General features: G+C 64.3%; 19 protein-coding genes. 15 read left to right on the top strand and 4 right to left on the bottom strand.

All coding sequences use genetic code 11. The features are described 5' to 3' along the window. Positions 1–22 precede the first annotated feature (22 nt). The gene (locus JQ627_RS17660) at positions 23–1,582 is read right to left on the bottom strand and encodes a glycine betaine ABC transporter substrate-binding protein (RefSeq protein ID WP_212485428.1); all 1,560 of its coding nucleotides are present in this window, start codon (positions 1,580–1,582) and stop codon (positions 23–25) included. Further along, positions 1,579–2,361: an ABC transporter ATP-binding protein gene (locus tag JQ627_RS17665; protein ID WP_212485429.1), complete on the bottom strand. Its 783-nt coding sequence runs from the start codon at positions 2,359–2,361 to the stop codon at positions 1,579–1,581. The genes JQ627_RS17660 and JQ627_RS17665 overlap by 4 nt, the downstream gene beginning before the upstream one ends. A gap of 280 nt (positions 2,362–2,641) precedes the next feature. On the opposite strand from JQ627_RS17665, the gene JQ627_RS17670 reads away from it, so the two are divergent. The 6 genes from JQ627_RS17670 (at position 2,642) to JQ627_RS17695 (ending at position 7,693) form a co-directional block, all read left to right on the top strand. Beyond that, a complete protein-coding gene (locus tag JQ627_RS17670; protein WP_212485430.1) occupies positions 2,642–3,460 on the top strand; it encodes an ABC transporter ATP-binding protein in 819 nt (272 codons plus the stop codon). Next, a complete protein-coding gene (locus JQ627_RS17675) occupies positions 3,460–4,245 on the top strand; it encodes an ABC transporter permease (RefSeq protein ID WP_212485431.1) in 786 nt (261 codons plus the stop codon). Before JQ627_RS17670 ends, JQ627_RS17675 begins: the two co-directional genes overlap by 1 nt. Positions 4,246–4,348: 103 nt before the next feature. Beyond that, a complete protein-coding gene (locus tag JQ627_RS17680) occupies positions 4,349–4,885 on the top strand; it encodes a DUF305 domain-containing protein (RefSeq protein ID WP_212485432.1) in 537 nt (178 codons plus the stop codon). Between the two features lie 9 nt (positions 4,886–4,894). Then, complete coding sequence (locus JQ627_RS17685; protein ID WP_212485433.1) at positions 4,895–6,364, top strand: YncE family protein; 1,470 nt, start codon at positions 4,895–4,897, stop codon at positions 6,362–6,364. 40 nt (positions 6,365–6,404) lie between these two features. Next, positions 6,405–6,923 carry a sigma-70 family RNA polymerase sigma factor gene (locus JQ627_RS17690; RefSeq protein WP_312015775.1) on the top strand — a complete coding sequence of 173 codons (519 nt, stop codon included), beginning with the start codon at positions 6,405–6,407 and terminating at the stop codon, positions 6,921–6,923. Then, positions 6,920–7,693, top strand: coding sequence for an anti-sigma factor (locus JQ627_RS17695; protein ID WP_212485435.1), 774 nt, complete (start codon positions 6,920–6,922; stop codon positions 7,691–7,693). The genes JQ627_RS17690 and JQ627_RS17695 overlap by 4 nt, the downstream gene beginning before the upstream one ends. Before the next feature lie 73 nt (positions 7,694–7,766). Here the strand turns inward: JQ627_RS17695 and JQ627_RS17700 are convergent, their stop codons facing one another. Beyond that, positions 7,767–8,216 (bottom strand): cupin domain-containing protein, encoded by a 450-nt coding sequence (locus tag JQ627_RS17700; protein WP_014493081.1) that lies wholly within the window; start codon positions 8,214–8,216, stop codon positions 7,767–7,769. Between the two features lie 139 nt (positions 8,217–8,355). Between JQ627_RS17700 and JQ627_RS17705 the strand changes: the two genes are divergently transcribed. From JQ627_RS17705 to JQ627_RS17740, 8 genes are all read left to right on the top strand, one after another. After that, on the top strand, positions 8,356–9,381 hold the full coding sequence (locus JQ627_RS17705; RefSeq protein WP_212485436.1) for an ABC transporter substrate-binding protein: 1,026 nt from the start codon (positions 8,356–8,358) through the stop codon (positions 9,379–9,381). A 29-nt stretch (positions 9,382–9,410) separates the two neighbouring features. Continuing rightward, positions 9,411–10,115, top strand: coding sequence for an NUDIX hydrolase (locus JQ627_RS17710; RefSeq protein WP_212485437.1), 705 nt, complete (start codon positions 9,411–9,413; stop codon positions 10,113–10,115). A 95-nt stretch (positions 10,116–10,210) separates the two neighbouring features. Continuing rightward, positions 10,211–11,521 carry an ABC transporter substrate-binding protein gene (locus JQ627_RS17715; RefSeq protein ID WP_212485438.1) on the top strand — a complete coding sequence of 437 codons (1,311 nt, stop codon included), beginning with the start codon at positions 10,211–10,213 and terminating at the stop codon, positions 11,519–11,521. A 15-nt stretch (positions 11,522–11,536) separates the two neighbouring features. Beyond that, on the top strand, positions 11,537–12,304 hold the full coding sequence (locus JQ627_RS17720; protein WP_212485439.1) for an ABC transporter ATP-binding protein: 768 nt from the start codon (positions 11,537–11,539) through the stop codon (positions 12,302–12,304). 3 nt (positions 12,305–12,307) lie between these two features. After that, a complete protein-coding gene (locus tag JQ627_RS17725) occupies positions 12,308–13,012 on the top strand; it encodes an ABC transporter ATP-binding protein (RefSeq protein WP_212485440.1) in 705 nt (234 codons plus the stop codon). A 13-nt stretch (positions 13,013–13,025) separates the two neighbouring features. Next, on the top strand, positions 13,026–13,907 hold the full coding sequence (locus JQ627_RS17730; RefSeq protein WP_212485441.1) for a branched-chain amino acid ABC transporter permease: 882 nt from the start codon (positions 13,026–13,028) through the stop codon (positions 13,905–13,907). Continuing rightward, a complete protein-coding gene (locus JQ627_RS17735) occupies positions 13,904–14,923 on the top strand; it encodes a branched-chain amino acid ABC transporter permease (protein WP_212485442.1) in 1,020 nt (339 codons plus the stop codon). Before JQ627_RS17730 ends, JQ627_RS17735 begins: the two co-directional genes overlap by 4 nt. Beyond that, positions 14,883–15,806 carry a polyphosphate kinase 2 family protein gene (locus JQ627_RS17740; RefSeq protein ID WP_212485443.1) on the top strand — a complete coding sequence of 308 codons (924 nt, stop codon included), beginning with the start codon at positions 14,883–14,885 and terminating at the stop codon, positions 15,804–15,806. Before JQ627_RS17735 ends, JQ627_RS17740 begins: the two co-directional genes overlap by 41 nt. A 181-nt stretch (positions 15,807–15,987) precedes the next feature. Here the strand turns inward: JQ627_RS17740 and JQ627_RS17745 are convergent, their stop codons facing one another. Then, the gene (locus tag JQ627_RS17745; protein ID WP_212485444.1) at positions 15,988–16,872 is read right to left on the bottom strand and encodes an MBL fold metallo-hydrolase; all 885 of its coding nucleotides are present in this window, start codon (positions 16,870–16,872) and stop codon (positions 15,988–15,990) included. Positions 16,873–17,598: 726 nt separating this feature from the next. On the opposite strand from JQ627_RS17745, the gene JQ627_RS17750 reads away from it, so the two are divergent. Next, positions 17,599–19,932 carry a mechanosensitive ion channel domain-containing protein gene (locus tag JQ627_RS17750; protein WP_212485445.1) on the top strand — a complete coding sequence of 778 codons (2,334 nt, stop codon included), beginning with the start codon at positions 17,599–17,601 and terminating at the stop codon, positions 19,930–19,932. Positions 19,933–20,033 lie beyond the last annotated feature (101 nt).

Raw genomic sequence — 20,033 nt, forward strand, 5'->3', positions numbered from 1 at the left:
GCCGCGGCGCAGGGAAGGAACCCTAGCGCCGGCCCACCTTCGCCCACAGCCACTTCGCCACCGCATCGGGCGATGAATTCGCGTCATTACCGCTGGCGCGCAGGTTTGCCTCGCGCATCGTGGCGATGTCGATCTTGCCGAGCAGCGGCTTGAGGGCCGACTGCAGTGTCCCGTCCCCGGCGCGCTTCGGCGCCAGCAGCAGGATCGCGTCATAGGGCGGAATCGCGTGTTTGGGATCGTCGAGCGCTGTGAGGTCGTATTTCGCGATCAGGCCGTCACTGGTGTAGCCGGCGATGACGTCGACCTCGCCGCTGGCGACCGCGGCATACATGAAGTCCGGCTGCATCTGGCGCTGGGCGCGGAACTGAAGGCCGTAGGCTTTTTGCAGCGCCGCCCATTCCGGGCGCGAGAAGAATTCGTAGTCGCCGGCAATCGACAGCGTCGATGCATGCGCGGCGAGATCGGCGATGCTGCGGATGCCAAGCGCCTCGGCGCGCTTCTTCGGCATCACCAGCGCGTAGGCGTTCTCGAAGCCGAGATCGCCGAGCAGGGTGATGTTGTCCTTGGCGAGCGCGGTCTTCAGATCGGCGAGCAGCTCGGCACGCGGCTTGATGTCGGTTCGATGCAGCTGGTTGGCCCAGAGCGTACCGGAATAGTCGACATAGAGATCGATGTCGCCCGCCTTCAGCGCCTCGAAGATGACGCTGGAGCCGAGACCCGACCGGGCGGTCGCGGAGAGGCCGGTGGCCTGGAGGCGGTCCCTCAGCAGGGCCGACAGCACATATTGCTCGGCGAATGTCTTGGCGCCTACGACATAGCTCTGCGACGAGCGTCCCATCGTCGGTACCAGCGTTGCTGCGACCAGCGCCGCGATCCCGATGCCTCCGAGCGCGGTGCGCAGGCGGCTGCGGTGGCGCAAGCCGCTCTCGATCAGGCCGAGCAGCTGATCGACGGCGAGCGCGAGCAGGGCCGAGGCAAAGCAGCCGAACAGCACGAACACCCAGTTCTGGGTCTGAAGGCCGGCGAAGATGTAGTTGCCGAGGCTGGTCTGGCCGATCGGCGTCGACAGCGTCGCGGTGCCGATCACCCACACCGCGGCGGTGCGGATGCCCGCCATCATCACGGGGAGTGCCAGCGGCAGCTCGATCATCGTCAGCGACTGACGCGGCGTCATGCCGACGCCCTTCGCGGCCTCGATCAGCGCGGGATCGATGCCGTTGAGGCCGGTAATGCCGTTGCGCAGCACCGGCAGCATCGAATAGAGCGCGAGCGCCAGCATCGCCGGCAGGAAACCGAACGCGGAGAAGGACACGCCGAACCAGGCGAGCGTGACCGAGGCGGCGGCGAGCAGCAGCGGATAGAACAGCGCGAGCAGCGCGAGGCCCGGTACCGTCTGCACAATGCTGGCAAGCGCGAGCAGGACGGCCCGCGGCGCCGGGCGGTTGCGGGTCAGGATCGCCAGCGGCAGGCTGACGGCGAGGCCAAGCGCGAGCGCGGCGAGGCTGACCCGCACATGGTTGCCGAGATAGTCGGGCAGATGCGCCAGCGCCTCGCCCCAGCGCGGATCATTGGGGAAGCTCATGCCGCACCGCTCTGCGGCAGCAGCGTGTTCAGCCGCTCGACCTGGCGCCGTGGCGTGCGCAACAGCTCCAGCACATAGCTGTCGCTGCTCGTGGAGAGTTCCGCGGGCGTGCCTTGCGCCAGCAGCTGTCCGCTGCGCATCACCGCGATGCGGTCGGCGAGCAGGATCGCCTCCGTCATGTCATGGGTGATCATGACCGTGGTCAGGCCGAGCTTGCGATGCAGTTCGCGAAAATCCTCGCCGAGCGCATCGCGGGTGAGGGGATCGAGCGCGCCGAACGGCTCGTCCATCAGCACGATGCGAGGCCGTGCCGCGAGCGCTCGCGCCACCCCGACGCGCTGGCGCTGGCCGCCCGAGAGCGCCTCCGGCAGCCGGTCGCGATGCGCGGTTCGGTCGAGCTGCACGAGCTCGAGCAACTCGTCGACGCGCGCGGTGACATCCGTCGCCGGCACGCCCAGTAGTTTCGGCGTGATCCCGATATTGTCGGCGACGCTCAGATGCGGGAACAGCCCGCCGCTCTGGAAGACGTAACCGATCCGGCGCCGCAGCGCGACCGGATCGACGGTCTGCACATCCTCGCCCTCGACCGTGATGGTGCCGCCATCGGCCTCGATCAGCCGGTTGGCGAGCCGCAGCAGCGTGGTCTTGCCGGAGCCGGAGCCGCCGACGATGGCCAGAAATTCGCCCTCGGCGATATCGAGCGACACATCGTCGACGGCCTTGAGTGAGCCGAAGTTCTTGCTGACGTGGGAATAGCTGATGGCAGGTTTGGAAGGCATTCGACGCGGCTCACTCTTCCTTATCCTCCCCTGGAGGGGGAGGGTCGCTCGCGCGAAGCGCGGGCGGGGTGGGGTGATCTCTCAACAGGGGCGGTGTTCGGCGTGGAGGGACCGTCACCCCACCCCGGTCCGCATTCCGCTTCGCTTCATGCGCACCGACCCTCCTCCTCCAGGGGAGGGTGAAGGAGGCGACGGACCCCATGCGTAGCACGCTTGGCCGATTGATTGAACTTGGCCGCGCGAGCGGCTAAGGCATCGGACCGAGGTTCGGAGGGAACATATGATAACGCCCACGGCAGTGGCGCTGGAAGATGCCAAGGTCGCGTTCCGGCTCGGGGACGACCGGGTCTATACGGCGGTGGAGAAGGCGCATCTGGCGGTCGCGCAGGGCGAGTTCGTCGCCATCGTCGGGCCAACCGGCTGCGGGAAATCGACGCTGCTCAACGTCGCCGCCGGCCTGCTCAAGCCCGCCGCCGGCAGCATCAAGATATTCGACCGGCCGCTCACGGGGCTGAACCGGGACGCCGGCTACCTGTTCCAGGCCGATGCGCTGTTCCCCTGGAAGACCGCGCTCGACAATGTCGCGATCGGGCTCGAGATCGCGGGCACGCCCCGCGCCGAGGCGCTGCAACGCGCGCAAAAATGGCTGACTTCCGTCGGCCTCGGGGCTTTCGCCAACCGCTATCCGCACATGCTCTCCGGCGGCCAGCGCAAGCGCGTGGCGCTGGCGCAGGTGCTGATCCGTGACCCAAAGATTCTCCTGATGGACGAGCCGTTCGGGCCGCTCGATGCGCAGACCCGCCAGGTCATGGGCAATCTGCTGCTCGACCTCTGGAATGCCGACCGCAAGGCCGTGCTGTTCGTCACGCACGACCTCGAAGAGGCGATCGCGCTCGCCGACCGCGTCGTGATCATGTCGGCGGGGCCGTCCTCGCGCATCATCGGCGACTGGCGCGTGAGCTTGCCGCGCCCGCGCGACATTTTCGAGGTCCGGCTGGACAAGGAGTTCCATGCGCTCCACCGCGAGATCTGGAGCGTGCTCAAGGACGAGGTGATGAAGGGCTACGTGCAATCCACGCAAGCGGCGGAGGCGATCTGATGTCGCGCCTGACGCTACTCTCACTCCAAGTGCTGGTCGCCGTTGTCTGCATCGTGCTGTGGCAGGTGCTGTCGACCGTGCCGGTGTTCGGAAAAATCCTGTTGCCGCCGTTCTTCTTCTCCAATCCGGTCGACGTGTTCAGCCAGATCGTGAAGTGGTTCTCATCCGGCGTGATATGGAAGCATCTCTGGATCACCCTCGTGGAGTCGCTGCTGGCCTTCGTGATCGGATCGCTCGGCGGCGTCCTGGTCGGGTTCTGGTTCGCGCGGCAGCCGCTGGTGGCGGCAGTGTTTGATCCTTACGTCAAAATGGTCAACGCGCTGCCCCGTGTCGTGCTTGCGCCGATCTTCGCGCTGTGGCTGGGGCTCGGCATCTGGTCCAAGGTCGCGCTTGGCGTGACACTGGTGTTCTTCATCGTGTTCTTCAACGTCTATCAGGGCGTCAAGGAGGTCAGCCGCACCGTGCTCGACAATGGCCGCATGCTCGGCATGAGCGAGCGGCAGCTGATGCAGCACGTCTATTGGCCGTCGGCGCTGTCGTGGATGTTCTCCTCGCTGCACACCTCGGTCGGCTTCGCCGTGGTCGGCGCGGTCGTCGGCGAATATCTGGGATCGGCGGCGGGGCTCGGCTATCTGATCCAGCAGGCCGAAGGCATCTTCGACGTCGCCGGCGTGTTCGCCGGCATGTTCGTGTTGTCGGCCTTCGTCATCCTGATCGACTTCGGGGTGACGCTCGTCGAGCGCAGGCTGCTGGTCTGGCGGCCGACCGTGGACGGGCGGGGATAGACCGCCTCGTTTTGCCTGCTGACGTTTATGTGATTGACCGCCCGGAATAGAACGTGCGGCCATGCGTCATACCCCCGTGCAACCACCTGCATGGGAGTTCAGGATGCCCCCCTCACAGTTTCGCCGCGCCGTAGCGGTGCTCGCAAGCCGATGCCGATGGCCCAGGCCCGGCCTCGGCACGGCGTTCCTTGCCGCGCGCATTCTGGTTGCGTTCGCACTCCCGCCGCTCGTGTTCGCGCATGAATCCCATCCGGCCGCCGCGCCGGCCCCGGTGAGCACGGAGGAGCGTGCGTTCCTGGAAGAAAACGAGGCGGCGATGACCAAGATGATGAACGACATGGCGGCCAAGCCGACCGGCGACATCGATCGCGACTTCGTCGCGATGATGAACCCGCATCATCAGGGCGCGATCGACATGGCGGTGATCGAGTTGCGTTACGGCAAGAACGAGCAGTTGCGGCGCATCGCCCAGGAAATCATCGTCGACCAGATGCAGGAGATCGCGGCCATGAAGCTCGCGATCGGCGAACCGGCGACAGACACCGCGCCCGCCCCGACCCAACCGCCCTCAGCTCCCAACACAACCGTTCATCATCATCCGGGCATGCAGATGGATATGTCCACGGGAATGAAGAAGTAGGAGTCGCAGATGACCACGTCACGAAGCACTATGATGAAGACGATTTTCCTGGCGGCCACGATGCTTGCGACGGGTTCGGTTGCGTGGGCGGGGCAGGCGCCGGGCGCGCTGTCCGCCCCCGATATTCCGGTGAGCCACCACGACCGTGTTTACGCAGCAGAGCAGTTCTCGAACACGGTCTCGGTCACCGATCCCGCCGACAACAAGCTGCTTGGTGTGATCCGGCTGGGCGACCCGCAACCCGGCAATTTCAGCCCGCTTTACAAGGGCCAGGTGCTCGTTCATGGTATGGGCTTCTCGCCCGATCACAAGACGCTCGCCGTGGTGTCGATCGGCTCGAATTCGGTGAGCTTCATCGACACCGCGACCAATGCGGTCAAGCATATCACTTATGTCGGACGATCGCCGCACGAGGCGTTCTTCACGCCGGACGGCAAGGAAGTGTGGGTCACCGTTCGCGGCGAGAACTACATCTCCGTCATCGATCCGATCAGCTTCAAGGAGAAGACCCGGATCACGACCCCGAACGGGCCGGGCATGCAGATCTTCTCACCCGACGGCAAATACGGCTACATCTGCTCGTCGTTCAATCCCGAGACCGACGTCGTCGCGGTGGCCGAGCACAAGATCATCGCCACGGTGAAGCAGGAGAGCCCATTCTGCCCGAACATCGCGGCGACGCCGGATGGAAACCAGGTGTGGTTCACACTGAAGGACGTCGGCCGGACACAGGTGTTCAACGCAAGGCCTCCGTTCAACGTGATCAAGACGATCGATACCGGGCCGATCACCAACCACGTCAACTTCGCGCACACCGCCAAGGGCACGTTCGCCTATGTCACCATTGGCGGCTTGAACGAAGTAAAGGTGTTCCGTACCGACGATTTCTCGCAGGTCGCGACGATCCCGGTCGGCAATCTGCCGCACGGCGTCTGGCCGTCCGGAGACGGCACACGCATTTATGTGGGGCTGGAGAACGCCGACGCGCTCGCGGCCATCGACACGGCGACCAATAAAGTGGTCGGGAACGTTCCGATCGGCCAGGCACCGCAGGCGATCGCGTATGTTCCAAATGCTGCGCCTAACCCTGATGACCGCCAGAATTTGGAGGCCCTCGGCGTCGCCGGGCAGGTCGCTCACCTCACGCTTGCGTCGAAGGACCGTGCAAAGGACGGCATGGCGCCGACCAGCGTGTCGCTGTTCGATCAGGGTTTGATTCAGGTCTTGCAGGCTTCGGTGACGGGACTTCAGCCCAAGCAGAAATATGTGCTTGCCTTGGCGGAGCATGCCGACGGGAGTGGTCCGTTGCAGCCGTTGGCGGCGTTCATGACCAATCCGGCTGGATCTGCTATCGTCAATGTGGTCGGTCCGATCCGGCAGATCGTCGACCAGTCTGCCGCTGAAGCAAGGCGGTACCTGGTGATTGCGGCCGGCGACGCGGCGATGCCCGGTGAGGCGGTCCAGATCGAGGCGCGATGACGCGCCGTCCGACGTCGGCAAAGGGCAGATGGAGCGCCTCGTGAAGGACATGCTGGTTCAGGTCGAGCCGCTTATCCCCGCGCTCCGCCGTTACGCGCGCGCGCTTTTGCGCGATCGCGCGGCTGCCGATGATCTGGTTCAGGATTGCCTGGAGCGTGCCGTCAGCCATTGGCATCAGCGGCGCGACGGCAGCGTGCGCGCCTGGCTGTTCAGCATCCTCCACAATCTGGCGGTCACGCAATTCCGCAAGGCGACGGCGCGGGGCAGGCATATGCCGATCGACGATGCAGGCGAGCGTGAGCTTGTCAGTGCCGCCGCGCAGGAGCAAAGGCTGATCTATCAGGATGTCCTGAAAAAGCTCGAGAGATTGCCGGAAGAGCAGCGTGCCGTGTTGTTGCTTGTTGCGGTTGAGGATCTATCCTACGCGGACGCCGCGGGAGTGCTGAAGATCCCGGTCGGGACCGTGATGTCACGCCTGTCGCGCGCGCGGGAGAGGTTATTGCAGGAGGTGGAGGGCGTGGCTCCAGGGAACGTCGTGGCATTGCGGGGCGTGAAATGAACCGACGGCCGATCACTGAGGACGATCTCCACGCCTATGTCGACCAGGCGCTCGAGCCTGAGCGGCGGGCGGAGGTCGCATCCTATCTCGACGATCATCAGGATGTCGCCGCGCGCGTTGCGGCCTTCGCCACCCAGCGCGAGCAGCTGCGCGGCGCGTTTGCGCCGATCGTCGAGGAACCGTTGCCGGCCGAACTCAATCTGTCGCACATCATAGAGAGCCGGAGGCGGTCTCCCATGCGGGCGTGGTGGGCGATCGCTGCGATGTTGCTTCTCGGCATCGGCGGTCTCGGCGGATGGACCATGCGCAGCGCTTTGCAGGAGGGCTCGAACGGACTCTCCGCGCTGGCACAGGAGGCGGCCTATTCGTACGGCGTTTACGCACCGGACCGCGTGCGGCCGGTCGAGATACGCGCGTCCGAAAGTGCAGAGCTCACGCGATGGGTGTCGAATCGGCTGAAACAGCCGGTCAAGGTGCCGGACCTATCCGTCTCAGGTTATCGGCTGATGGGCGGTCGCCTGGTTGCGACGTCGCACGGCCCGGCCGCGATGTTCATGTACGATGACGATCACGGCGACCGGCTTGTCGTGTTGACGCGTCCGATGAGCAACCGCAACCTGGATACGCCGATGATGCCGCAATCGACCGGAGATGTCGCGGGCTTCGTGTGGGCGGATGGCGGCATGGGTTACACGCTCGTCGGCCAGCTTCCGGGAGACACCCTCAAGCCGATCGCGAACGAGATCCGGAAGCAGACGCGCCCGATCTAGCCTCGAAACTGACGAAATGGGCCCGCACGGCAGTGCGAGCCCGAACGTTCAACCGGCCCGAGTTGCGGGGAGCCTAGTCCAGCAGCTTGGTGTCGTCGGGCGCCTGCGGCGGCGTCTTGATCGCGATGGCCTTGACCTGACCGCTGATCGGCTTGGTGCCGCCATGCGGGGTCCCCTTGGGGATGATGACGAGGTCGCCGGGTTTCACCGTCACCTCCTTGTCGCCGAGCCAGATCGTCCCGGTCCCGTCCAGGATGTACTGGATCTCGTTGGTGTTGGGATGCATGTGCTTGGGCACATTTCCGACCTGGATCGAGATGGTGGCGCCGTCGGCGCTGGCGAACATCTTGGAACGGTAGCCGACATTGTTGGCGGGGCCGAGCGCGTCGCCTTCCATCTCGCCGGTATGGATGATCTGCGCGGTGACGTTCTCGGCGGCCAGCGCCGGCCGGAGCAGTTGGTTTGCGCCGCATCCGGCGGCAAAGGCGGCGGCGATCGACAGGCCCATTGCAAGGCGATTCATGGATGATCCTCCCCATCAAGAATTGTTGTTGTGGACCCATGCTATTGCGCCGAAGGGCTGATGGCGAGTCGCACTTTGGCAGTGCTTCTCAAGCCAATCCCGCTGCTCTATGGTGCCGGCAGCCGAACGGAGGAAACCAATGAAGAACACGATTGCCAGGCTCGCCGGCGCGCTGCTCGCGCTGACGCTCACCACCGGTCTTGCCGCGGCGCAAAGCAAGGTGACCATCGCGGTCGGCGGCGGCGCCTGCCTGTGCTATCTGCCGACGGTGCTGGCCAAGCAGCTCGGCGAATACGAGAAAGCGGGCCTCAATGTCGAGCTCGTGGACCTCAAGGGCGGCTCGGATGCGCTCAAGGCCGTGCTCGGCGGCAGCGCCGACGTGGTCTCCGGCTATTTCGATCATTGCGTCAATCTCGCCGCCAAGAAGCAAGAGCTTCAGGCCTTCGTGGTCTATGACCGCTATCCCGGCCTCGTGCTGGTGGTCGCGCCCTCGCGCACCAATGACATCAAGTCGGTCAAGGATCTCGCCGGCAAGAAGGTCGGCGTCAGCGCGCCCGGCTCCTCCACCGACTTCTTCCTCAAATATCTGCTGAAGAAGAACGGGCTCGATCCCGCCGGCACCGCCGTGATCGGCGTCGGCCTGGGCGCGACCGCGGTCGCCGCGATGGAGCAGGGGCAGCTCGATGCCGCCGTGATGCTCGATCCCTCCGTCACCGTGCTCCAGGGCAGCCACAAGGATCTGCGCATCCTCAGCGACACGCGCACGCAGAAGGATACGCTCGAGACGTTCGGCGGCGAATATCCGGGTGGCGCGCTGTACTCGACGGTGGCCTGGATCAACGGCCACGAGAAGGAAACGCAGGCGCTCACCAACGCAATGCTCGCCACGATCGCCTGGATCCATTCGCATTCGCCTGAGGAGATCATGGCGAAGATGCCTGACGAGATGGTCGGCAAGAACAAGGAGCTTTATCTCGCCGCGCTGAAGAACACGATCCCGATGTTCTCGGAAACCGGCAAGATGGACCCGAAGGGCGCGGACGCCGTGCTCGCGGTGTTCAGCGTCGGCTCGCCCGAGGTCGCGAACGCCAAGATCGACGTCAGCAAGACCTTTACCAACAAGTTCGTCGATCAGGCCAAGAAGACCACGGGGAGCGCCAAATAGCTGACGCGAAGGCGGTGTCATCGGGCGTCATGACGTCACCGGTCATTCATCGCGCCACGACGCTTGATCTTGCCGTGCGGCCGATCGCCTGGCCGTTCGCCGAGGAGCGCCGCGCCGAGATCGCGGCGCATTTCGCCGAGAAGCAGCGCGAGCGGCCGAAAATGTGGAACGGCCGCGTCCTGCTCGGGCGCGATGCGGTGTTCATGGACGGCCATCTCGCCGCGACCTATTTCGAGACGGATTTCGCGAGCTTCCTGGCCTGGCGCGACTGGGGCTTTCCCGACAAGGCGGTATTCAACGGCTTCGGCATGGGCGCGCTGCGCGCCTCGGATGGTGCCTTCATCATGGGCGAGATGGCGCAGCACACAGCCAATGCGGGCCGCATCTATTTCCCCTCGGGCACGCCTGATCTCGACGACGTCAGGGCCGGTGCGCTCGACATTCCCGGCAGTGTGATCCGCGAACTCGGAGAAGAGACCGGCCTGACCCCGGCCGACTACCTGATACAGCCGGACTGGCACTGCGTCGTCACCGGTCCGTCGATTGCAATGATTCAAATCATCAACCTGGACATGCCGGGCGACGTGGCCCGTGCCCGGATCGAGGCCAATCTCGCCCGCGAGGCCGATCCGGAGTTGTCGGCCATTCATCTCGTGCGCGGGATCAGCGACCTCACGCCGGCCATGCCGCGATTTGTCACGGCCTTTGTCGAGCAGCAGTTCGCTTCGCGCTGACGCGCGAGGCTTGACATCGCTGCGCTCAGCCCATGTGATGGGCAAAAAAGCAAAAGCAAAAAGAATGCAATGCACAATCGTCCAGGGAGGTTTTGATGCGCCTGCGCATGGCTGCCCGCTTGATACGTGGGCTGTTGGTCGCGATATCAGCGACGGGCTTGATGGCTTCGGCTCAGGCTCAAGAGAAGAAGATCAAGATCGGCGTTGTTTTCGACCTGACCGGGCCTCTCGCGGGCGGTGGATCTGAGCTCGGTTATATCGGCGCAAAAATTATTCTCGACCATTTCGCCAAGACCGGCGTCGAGGGCTACAAGATCGAGGCGGTCTATGCCGACGCGCAAAGCAAGCCCGACGTCGCCATCAACGAATCCGTCCGCCTGCTCGAGCAGGAGAAGGTGGACATGGTGCTCGGCTTCTTCTCCTCGGCGCAATGCGTGCCGGTGGCCGCCCGCGTCGAGCAGCTCAAGAAGTTCATGTGGATGACGACCTGCATCTCGTCGGCCGTGTTCAACGAGAAGGGCTACAAATACGTATTCCGCCCGCAGGCGAGCGGTGACCAGTTCGGCATGATGACGATGGATTTCATCGCGCAGAATGCCAAGGCGAAGTTCGACAAGGAGCCGAAGGACCTGCGCGTCGCCATCATCCACGAGGATGGCGCCTATGGCGTCGACGTCTCCAGGGGCAATGAGGCCGGCGCGAAGAAGGCGGGCTTCAACGTCGTGATGAAGGAGGGGTATTCGGCGACAGCGCCCGATCTCTCCGCGCTGGTGACCAAGCTGAAGCGTGCCAAGCCCGATGTCATTTTCCACACCGGCTACAACCCCGATATCACGCTGTTGCTGCGCCAGGCCCGCGAGCAGGGGCTGAAGTTCGGGGCGCTCATGGGCCATGGCGCCGGCTATGGCGTCTACGAGAAGCTGAAAGAGGGGATGGGGGCTGACGCCACCTACATCTTCAACACCGACCCGATATCGATCTGGCTCGCCAACCAGAAGACCATGGATCCGAAGCTCCCGCCTGTCATCAAGATGGTCGGCGAGGAGTTCGACAAGATCAGGCCCGGCGTCGCCATCCGCTCCGCACATGTCGGCATCGGCGCGTCCAACACCTATGTCTTCATGTCGGACGTATTGCCGCGCGCGATCAAAAAGTATGGCGGCGTCGATCCCGACGCGTTGCGCAAGGCCGCGCTCGACACCGACATCCCCGAAGGCGGCACGATGCTCGGCTTCGGCGTCAAGTTCTACGGCGAGGGCACGCCGATGGCCGGGCAGAACGAGCGGTCGTTCCCGGTCGTGATCCAGTACATCGACGACAAATCCTCTGTGGTGTGGCCCAAGAGTCAGGCGCAGCGCGAGGCCGTGCTGCCGCTGCCGAAGGGCACCACCTACAGCAACCAGTAGCGGCGGAGCGGTGCGGTGCTGGAAGTCAGCGGGCTGGTGAAGCGGTTTGGTGGCTTCACCGCCGTCAACAATGTGTCGTTTCGAGTTGATCAGGGCGAGATTCTCGGCCTGATCGGCCCCAACGGCTCGGGCAAGAGCACGATCTTCAACATGCTCTCCGGCACGTTGGCGCCGACATCAGGTTCGATCCTGTTCGGCGGCTCCCAGATCGCAGGGCTTGCGCCGCACCGGATCATCAACAGCGGCATCGGCCGCACCTTCCAGATTCCGCGGCCGTTCCGACGCCTGACGATCTTCGAGAACGTCGCACTGGCCGGCTTCTACGGCCAGGGCCGCCACAGCCGTGCCAGAGCGGAGGAGGCGGCCGAGCGGTCACTTGCGATGGTGGGCTTGCCGACCGATCGCCATGCCAGCGTCGATGGGCTCGGGGCGGCTGGCCTGAAGAAGCTCGAACTTGCGAAAGCGCTCGCCACGGCGCCAAAACTGCTGCTCGCCGACGAGAGCCTCGGCGGCCTCGACGAGGCGGAGATGGACCAGGCAGCCGACATGCTGCGCAACATCCGCGACGAGCTCGGCATCACCATCATCTGGGTCGAGCACATCATGGGCGTGCTGATGCGCGTCGTCGACCGCGTCATGGTGCTGGATCACGGCGAGAAGATCTCGGAAGGATTGCCGAGCGCGGTTGCGGGCGATCCGCGCGTCATCGAGGTCTATCTCGGCACCGACGCCGAGACGACGCAGGCCGCGGCCGCCGAAGCGCGCCGCCGCGCGGGAGGCTAGACGATGCTGGAGCTCCGCGGCGTCAATGCCGGCTACGGCACCTTCCAAGCGCTGTTCGATGTCAATCTCGACGTGAAGGCCGGCGAAGCCGTTGGCGTCATCGGCCCCAACGGCGCCGGCAAGACCACCCTGATGCGCGTCATCTCCGGCCTGATCCGCCCCTCGCGCGGGTCGATCAGGATGGAGGGCGTCGACGTCGTGGCGACGCCGCCGCACAAGATCGTCAGCCTCGGCATCGCGCATGTGCCGGAGAACCGGCGGCTGTTCCCACAGCTCACGGTGGACGACAATCTCAAGATGGGCGCTTTCATGAAGGAGGCGCGCGGCCAGTATGCCGAGCGGCTGGAGGTCGTGTTCGATTTGTTTCCACGCCTGAAGGAGCGCCGCCACCAGATGGCCGGCACGATGTCCGGCGGCGAGCAGCAGATGTGCGCGATCGGCCGCGCGCTGATGTCGAATCCAAAGCTGCTGCTGCTCGACGAGCCGTCTGCGGGGCTGGCGCCGGTCGTGGTGCAGCAGGTGTTCGAGCTGGTGAAGCGGATCCGCGCCAGCGGCCTGACCGTGCTGATCGTCGAGCAGAACGTGCAGCAGGTGCTGCGGGTCGTCGATCGCGCCTATCTGATCGAGGCCGGCTCGATCCGGGCGTCCGGCACCTCGGCCGAGATGCTGGCGAGTGACACGGTCAAGGAAGCGTATCTCGGGGTGTGAGGTTCATGCGGGCATGCAAGCTTTTTTGGACATTTTCGACATCTATCTGCTGGAGGCCGTGATCAACGGCATCCTGCTCGGCGGCGTGCTGGCACTGCTCGCACTCGGGCTCAATTTGATCTTCGGCGTCATCGACGTGACCTGGATCTGCTACGCGGAGCTGGTGATGATCGGCATGTACGCCATGTATTTCATGGTGCAGTATTACGGTGTCAGCTATTTCGTTGCCGCGCCGCTTACGATCCTACTGGTCGCGGTGCTCGGCGCGGCGCTGCACTATCTCGTGATCGCGCCGCTGCTGACTGCGCCCCCGATCAACCAGCTGCTCGCGACCGGCGGGGTGCTGTTCGTGCTCCAGAGCTTTGCCACCGTCGCTTTCGGCATCGACTTCCGCAACCTCGGCATCCGCCTGCCGGTGCTCGCCTTCGGGGACATGAATTTCAGCTACGCGCGGCTTCTGTCCTTCCTGGCGGCGCTGGTCGGGATGGTCGCGGTCTATCTGTTCATGACGCGGACCTTCACCGGCACCGCGATCCGCGCCATCTCGCAGGACCGCCAGATCATGGCGCTGATGGGCGTCGATACCCGGCGGATCTATCTCATCACCTCGGCGCTTGGCGGTGCGTTGGCCGGGCTCGCGGCTTGTCTGCTTGTGCTGCAATATGACGTGCACCCCTTCGTCGGCCTGTCCTTCGGGCCGATCACCTTCCTGATCTGCGTGCTCGGGGGGCTGGGCAATTTCATCGGGGGCTTCATCGCCGCCTTCCTGTTCGCCGAGATCATCTCGCTCGGCGGCCTGTTCTCCGATCTCGAATGGGGCTACGTGCTCGCCTTCGCCTTCTTCATCGTCATGATGTTCATCCGGCCCGCGGGCCTGCTTGCGAGGCGCCGATGATGGGGCAGGGGCGGCTTGCGGCATGGGCGGTCGGGCTGGCGGCGCTGGTCGCGCTGCCCTTCCTCTATCGCGACCCCTATCATCTGCACATTCTGGTGCTGATCCTGATCTGGTCGTTCGCCTACACCTCATGGTCGATGATGGGGCGGTTCGGCCTCGTCTCGCTCGGTCATGGCGGCTTCATGGGGATCGGCGCCTATGTCACTGCGCTGCTCTGGAATCACCTGGGGTGGTCGCCGTGGATCGGCATCCCCATCGCCATGGTCACAGCCGGCGCGCTGGCCCTGATCGTCGGCTATCCCTGCTTCCGCTTCCGCATCACCGGACATTATTTCGTGCTGGTGACGTTGGCGCTGTCAGGCATCGTGCTCCAGGTCATCACGGCGACGCGTGACTATACCGGCGGCTCGCTCGGCTATACGCCGAATCGCGCCTCCGGCAACAAGCTGCTCGCGCTGCAATTCGACGACAAGACCACCTGGTACCTGATCGCGCTCGGGGTCTGGCTTTTCGGCATCGTGGTCTGGCACTGGGTCGACCGCAGCATGGCCCGCTACGCACTCGAGGCGATCTCGGAGGATGAGGATGCCGCGGCCGCGGCGGGCGTCGACGTCACCGCCGAGAAGCTGAAGATCACGCTGCTCAGTGCCGTGATGACGGCGCTTGCCGGCGCAATCTACTGCCAGTACCAGATGTTCATCACCCCCGACACTGTCAGCGGCATCGCGGTGTCGCTCCAGATGGTGTTCGCGGCCATCGTCGGCGGCCTGTTCGTCTCGCTCGGCCCGACCTTCGGCGCTGTCATCACCATTCTGCTGGCGGAAACCCTGCGGATCGGCTTCGGCACCAAGGCGGTCGGCTGGGACAACCTCGTCTATGGCGTGCTGCTGGTCCTTTTCATCATATTCCTTCCCAAGGGCATCCTTGGTAGCCTGCTCGACCGATTGAAGCCGCAACGCAAGGTGCCCCGCGCTCATGAGCAAGAAGCCGTCCAAATCGCTCGCCCAGGAACTTGACCGCTACATCACGCCGTTCCGTTACGACGGATCGGGCAAGTTTCACCTCAAGGATTACAAGACCAACGAGAAGGGCGATCTCGACAAGGAGAAGGCGCAGGAGATTCTCGACGCCAACAAGAAGCGGATGATCGAGTTTCAGGAGAAGCTCTACGCCCAGGACCGCTGGTCGGTGCTGATCGTGTTCCAGGCCATGGACGCCGGCGGCAAGGATAGTGCGATCAAGGCGATCTTCGAGGGCATCAATCCGCAGGGTTGCGAAGTCCATGCTTTCAAGGCGCCGAGCACCAAGGAGCTCGATCACGATTTCCTCTGGCGCCACGCGATCGCGCTGCCCGAGCGCGGCCATATCGGCATCTTCAACCGCTCGCATTACGAGGAGTGCCTGGTCACACGGGTGCACCCGGAGATTCTTGCCAAACAGAAGCTGCCGCAAAGGCTCGTCACCAAGAACATCTGGAAGGAGCGGTTCGAGGACATCTCCGCCTTCGAGCGCCATCTCAGCCGCAACGGCACGGTGGTTCTGAAATTCTTCCTCAATCTATCCAAGGAGGAGCAGCGCGAGCGCTTCCTTGAGCGGCTCGAGGAACCGGCCAAGCAGTGGAAGTTCTCGATGGACGACATCAAGGAGCGCGCGCTGTGGCCGCGCTACCAGGCGGTCTATCAGGACATCGTCCGGCATACGGCAACGTCGCATGCGCCGTGGTATGTCGTGCCGGCCGACCACAAATGGTTCGCGCGCGTCGTGATCGGTTCGGCGATCGTCGCGGCGCTCGAAAAGCTGGATCTGCGTTTTCCCCGTGCCGACAAGGCCTCGCTTGCCGAATTCGACGAGGTGCGCAAGGCGTTGGAGCGTGAAGGGAAGGGGAGCGGGAAGCGGTAAGTTGCTCCGGTCTCCGATCGCGTAGGGTGGGCAACGCGAAGCGTGCCACCATCTTCATCTGCGCGGCGGTGATGGGCACGGCGCTGACGCGCATTTTCCCACCCTACGGTCTCTGAGCTGTCACTATCTTTGCGGAAGCAGCCCCTCACCCCGTAAGAGCGGGGAGAGTGGGAGAACGGTCTCAATACCCGCGGCCCCACCAGTAGCAGAAGCGCTCGATATTGGCGGGAAGGGCGGTCTCGTAATTGGCCCATTTCTCGTATTTCGGCAGCTTCACTTCCTTCATCGCGGTGTCGAAGCATTTGCCGGCATCGGCGGCCTTCTTCACCTCTGCGGACAGATCTTCCATGTAGGCGATGTCGTCCTCGACGTCCTTCTTGGTGCCGAAGCGCCCGCCGGCATAGGGATGGCCGGGGATCATCCGCTCCCAGTCGAGCGACGCCAGCTTCTTCAGCGAGGCGATATACTCGACCGGCGAGGCGTTGTCGGGAATGTTGCGGAACTGCACGGACTCGATCGGCGCGAAGTCGACGACGAAGACGATCTTCTCCTTCGGTAGCCGCATCACCAGCGAATTGTCGGAGTGGTTGCGGCCGACATAGTTCAGCTCCAGCGTGGTGCCGCCGAGCGTGATGCTCTTCTTGCCGTCGATCACCTGGTCCGGCATCACGACGTCGGCGAGCAGCGAATTCTGCTTCTTCAGCTCGAGCAGGCGCTCCTTGGTCCGCCGGTGCGCAATGAAGGTGGCACCGAGATCCTTGAAGGGCTGGCCGCCGGCGATGTGATCGTAGTGGTGGTGGCTGTAGATGACGTATTTGATCGGCTTGTCGGTGACGGCCTTGATGGCGTCGATATAGGGCTTTGCCGGACGCAGATACGAGATCGGGTCGGTCGCGATCACGCCCTGCGGCGTTACGACGAACATCGACTGATGACCGCCATAGCGGAAGACGTAGACGTTCTCGGTGCCGTCGACCTTCTTGGTCGAGGTCTGCGGCGGGGTCTGCGCGAAGGCTGATCCAGTCAGGAGGGCCGCGACAGCGGCGATGCAAGGTAATGCTTTCATGTCTGGCTTTCTGGAAATGGATGGAATGCGGAAGGCGAATGGGCTCTCCGACACAAACGCGGCGGGAGGGAATTTATTCCCGGATCCACTGCGATCAATCTGTCGAGGTGGAGGGAACACGTCCTCAAATGTGATACCGGCGCCATTGATCCTGCTTGACAGTCTGGTGTCACGGGAGGAGCATGGCGTTGGTCGCGAATACGCGACGCACAACGTCCACCTCATGAGCAAGGGGAGGTCTATGACTCCACCTCCGCAAATCCAGCCGCGTTAAGTGCGATGGAGCTCGTTCGGACTATCGCATGGCGGCGGAAACCGCGAACGGCACGCCGGGGAAAGGTTTAGCGGGCTGCATCAGTGAGGCAAAGCCCCTACCTTCCCGGCGCTGTATTTCGCATCACACCGATCGTGGCCGGATGGCCGTGATGCGGCCGCCGCGACAGGCGCTTTTGACATCCTGCTTTCTCCTCCTCCTCACCGTCATTCCGGGCCGACTCCCGGAATGACGGAAGAGTTTTTCCGTGCGCATCGCACATTGGTTGATGTTTGGCTGTGCGGGGCCGACGGTTCCCTTTCCTGCATTGCGGCAAATGCCAAGAGAATGTCGCCGCTTTGGCCAACTTCCGACACAGCGCCGGGGCGAATAGCGACGATCCGACATGACGCAGTGCTTCGGTGGCGACAGTCCCGACGCCGCCGACTCATTCATTTTTCCAGGGAATCCTCGTGTCGCACAAGCTTGCCCCGGCGTTTCTCGCCGCTCTCTTCCTCGCGATCTCATCTCTTTCCGCCGTCCGTGCAGAGCCGCCGGCCGCCAACAGTGCTGCCGCGCTGTCGCCGGAGGAAGCCAAGCGTGCGCTGGAGACGCTGCAGGACGACAAAAAGCGTGCGCAGATGATCGATACGCTGCGCGTGATCGCGAATGCGTCCGGTCAGCAGCAGCCTGCGCCCTCTACGCCCGAGCGGAAATCGCCGATTCCGCTCTCGGCCGACGGCCTCGGCGCACAGCTTCTGCTCACGGTGTCGGAAGAGATCGGCGAGATCTCGCGCGAGATCGCCAGCGTGGCGCGGACGCTGACGCATTTCCCCGCCTTCTATTACTGGATCGTACGTACCGCCAACGATCCCGCCGCCTACAACCTCCTGATCGAGATCGCGTGGAAGCTCGCGCTGGTGCTCGGCTGCGCCATTGCGGCGGAGTGGGTGATCTTCCGCGCGATCCGGCGCCCGGTCGCATTCCTGGAAGCACGCGTCCCGCAAACCGCGCGCCTGCCGGCGCAGGTGCTGCCCGTCGCCGATCCGCCGTCATCGGCCGCCGACGTCACGCCCGCGCCTGAACTGCACAAGCGCCGCCACAGTCTCGCTCGTGTCTGGCAATTGCTGCTGCGGCTGCCCTTCGTGCTCGGGCGTCTCCTGCTCGAGCTGCTCCCCGTGTTCGTTTTCATCGGCGTCGCAACCGCACTGCTCGGCACGGAGATCGGCGATCCCGCGACCGTCCGCCTCGTGATCCTCGCCGTCGTCAATGCCTACGTGTTCTCGCGCGGGCTCATCTGCGTCGTCCGCGCTCTGGCGGGGCCGTTCGGCCTGATTCCGGTGCGCGCCGAGACCGCGGCCTATATCGAAATATGGGCGCGGCGGATCGTCGGCGTCGGCGTCACCGGCATCGCTTTTGCCAATGTGGCGCTGTTACTCGGCCTGCATCGCGCCGGTTATGCGGCGCTGCTGCGCATGGTGATGCTGGTGGTGCATCTCTTCGTCGTCGTCATCATCCTGCAATGCCGCCGCCAGGTCGCCGAAGCCATCCGCGCGCCGGCGGAGCGGCAGGGGATCGCGGCGCGACTGCGCAACCGCATTGCCGGCGGCTGGCACTATCTCGCCATCGCGCTCGACCTCGCGCTGTGGGCGGTCTGGGCGCTCAACATCCGCAACGGCTATTCGCTGCTGCTGCAATATTTCGTCGGCACCGTCGCGGTGGCGCTGATCACGCGCGTGGCCATCATGGTGACGATGAGCCTGATCGACCGCGGCTTCCGCATCAAGCCGGAGATCCTCCAGCGCTTCCCGGGCCTCGAGATCCGCGCCAACCGGTATCTGCCGCTGCTGCGCAAGATCGTATCCATCGTGATCGCGTTCATCGGCTTCGTGGCCGTGCTCGAAGTCTGGGGCGTCGACGCCATCGTCTGGTTCTATGGAGGTCAGATCGGCAGCCGGCTGATTTCGGCGGTGGCGACCATCGGCATCGCCGTGATCATTGCCGCTGCCATCTGGGAAGCCAGCAACGCGCTGCTGGACCGCCAGATCAACACGCTGTCGCGGGACGGGCACTATGCCCGCGCCGCGCGCCTGCGCACCTTCCAGCCGATGCTGCGGACGGCGCTGCTCTGCCTGATCGCCACCGTCGTCGGCCTCACCGCGCTGAGCGAGATCGGCGTCAACGTCGCACCGCTGCTAGCTGGCGCCGGCATCGTCGGCATCGCCATCGGCTTCGGCTCACAGAAGCTGGTGCAGGATCTCATCACCGGCCTGTTCCTGCTGCTGGAGAATACGGTCCAGGTCGGCGATAACGTCAGCGTCTCGGGGCTCTCCGGCGTGGTCGAGAACGTTTCGATCCGCACCATTCGTCTGCGCGCAGGCGACGGCGCGGTGCACATCGTGCCGTTCAGCGCGGTAACGACCATCACCAACGCCAGCCGCGGTGCCGGCAATGCCTCCGTCAGCGTCAATGTCGCCTACAAGGAAGACACCGACCGCGCCGGCCAGATCCTCAAGGACATCGTCGACGAGATGCGCCACGAGCCGGAGTTTCGCGCGGCAATTCGCGGGGACCTCGAACTGTGGGGCATCGACAAGGTCGATGGTGCCATGGTGTCGATCGTCGGCCAGATCCGCTGCACGGAGGCCGGCCGCTGGCCGGTCCAGCGCGAATTCAATCGCCGCATGAAGCTGCGCTTCCAGCAGAACGGCATCGAGGTGGCATCCCCGGTCCAGACCATTTTGATGCAGATCGCGCCGCCGGCCGAAAGCGCCGCCAATTTGACGCCACGGCGAGCGGCTGGATAGCCGCCCGCCGGGATTTCCAGCTTGCCTCCGGCCGCTCGGCAGCGTTCACTCCGGCTCCAGCCCGCTGACAACATGCGGGCGGCAAAAAGGGGGGAGAGACT

The sequence above is a fragment of the Bradyrhizobium liaoningense genome, assembly GCF_018130785.1.
Classification (GTDB): Bacteria; Pseudomonadota; Alphaproteobacteria; order Rhizobiales; family Xanthobacteraceae; genus Bradyrhizobium; species Bradyrhizobium liaoningense_A.

What these genes read in the sequence shown, in the direction of transcription:
- JQ627_RS17660 (WP_212485428.1), bottom strand. Translation starts at nt 1,582, where the DNA reads ATGAGCTTCCCCAATGATCCGCGCTGGGGCGAGGCGCTGGCGCATCTG.
- JQ627_RS17665 (WP_212485429.1), bottom strand. Translation starts at nt 2,361, where the DNA reads ATGCCTTCCAAACCTGCCATCAGCTATTCCCACGTCAGCAAGAACTTC.
- JQ627_RS17670 (WP_212485430.1), top strand. Translation starts at nt 2,642, where the DNA reads ATGATAACGCCCACGGCAGTGGCGCTGGAAGATGCCAAGGTCGCGTTC.
- JQ627_RS17675 (WP_212485431.1), top strand. Translation starts at nt 3,460, where the DNA reads ATGTCGCGCCTGACGCTACTCTCACTCCAAGTGCTGGTCGCCGTTGTC.
- JQ627_RS17680 (WP_212485432.1), top strand. Translation starts at nt 4,349, where the DNA reads ATGCCCCCCTCACAGTTTCGCCGCGCCGTAGCGGTGCTCGCAAGCCGA.
- JQ627_RS17685 (WP_212485433.1), top strand. Translation starts at nt 4,895, where the DNA reads ATGACCACGTCACGAAGCACTATGATGAAGACGATTTTCCTGGCGGCC.
- JQ627_RS17695 (WP_212485435.1), top strand. Translation starts at nt 6,920, where the DNA reads ATGAACCGACGGCCGATCACTGAGGACGATCTCCACGCCTATGTCGAC.
- JQ627_RS17700 (WP_014493081.1), bottom strand. Translation starts at nt 8,216, where the DNA reads ATGAATCGCCTTGCAATGGGCCTGTCGATCGCCGCCGCCTTTGCCGCC.
- JQ627_RS17705 (WP_212485436.1), top strand. Translation starts at nt 8,356, where the DNA reads ATGAAGAACACGATTGCCAGGCTCGCCGGCGCGCTGCTCGCGCTGACG.
- JQ627_RS17710 (WP_212485437.1), top strand. Translation starts at nt 9,411, where the DNA reads ATGACGTCACCGGTCATTCATCGCGCCACGACGCTTGATCTTGCCGTG.
- JQ627_RS17715 (WP_212485438.1), top strand. Translation starts at nt 10,211, where the DNA reads ATGCGCCTGCGCATGGCTGCCCGCTTGATACGTGGGCTGTTGGTCGCG.
- JQ627_RS17725 (WP_212485440.1), top strand. Translation starts at nt 12,308, where the DNA reads ATGCTGGAGCTCCGCGGCGTCAATGCCGGCTACGGCACCTTCCAAGCG.
- JQ627_RS17730 (WP_212485441.1), top strand. Translation starts at nt 13,026, where the DNA reads ATGCAAGCTTTTTTGGACATTTTCGACATCTATCTGCTGGAGGCCGTG.
- JQ627_RS17735 (WP_212485442.1), top strand. Translation starts at nt 13,904, where the DNA reads ATGATGGGGCAGGGGCGGCTTGCGGCATGGGCGGTCGGGCTGGCGGCG.
- JQ627_RS17740 (WP_212485443.1), top strand. Translation starts at nt 14,883, where the DNA reads ATGAGCAAGAAGCCGTCCAAATCGCTCGCCCAGGAACTTGACCGCTAC.
- JQ627_RS17745 (WP_212485444.1), bottom strand. Translation starts at nt 16,872, where the DNA reads ATGAAAGCATTACCTTGCATCGCCGCTGTCGCGGCCCTCCTGACTGGA.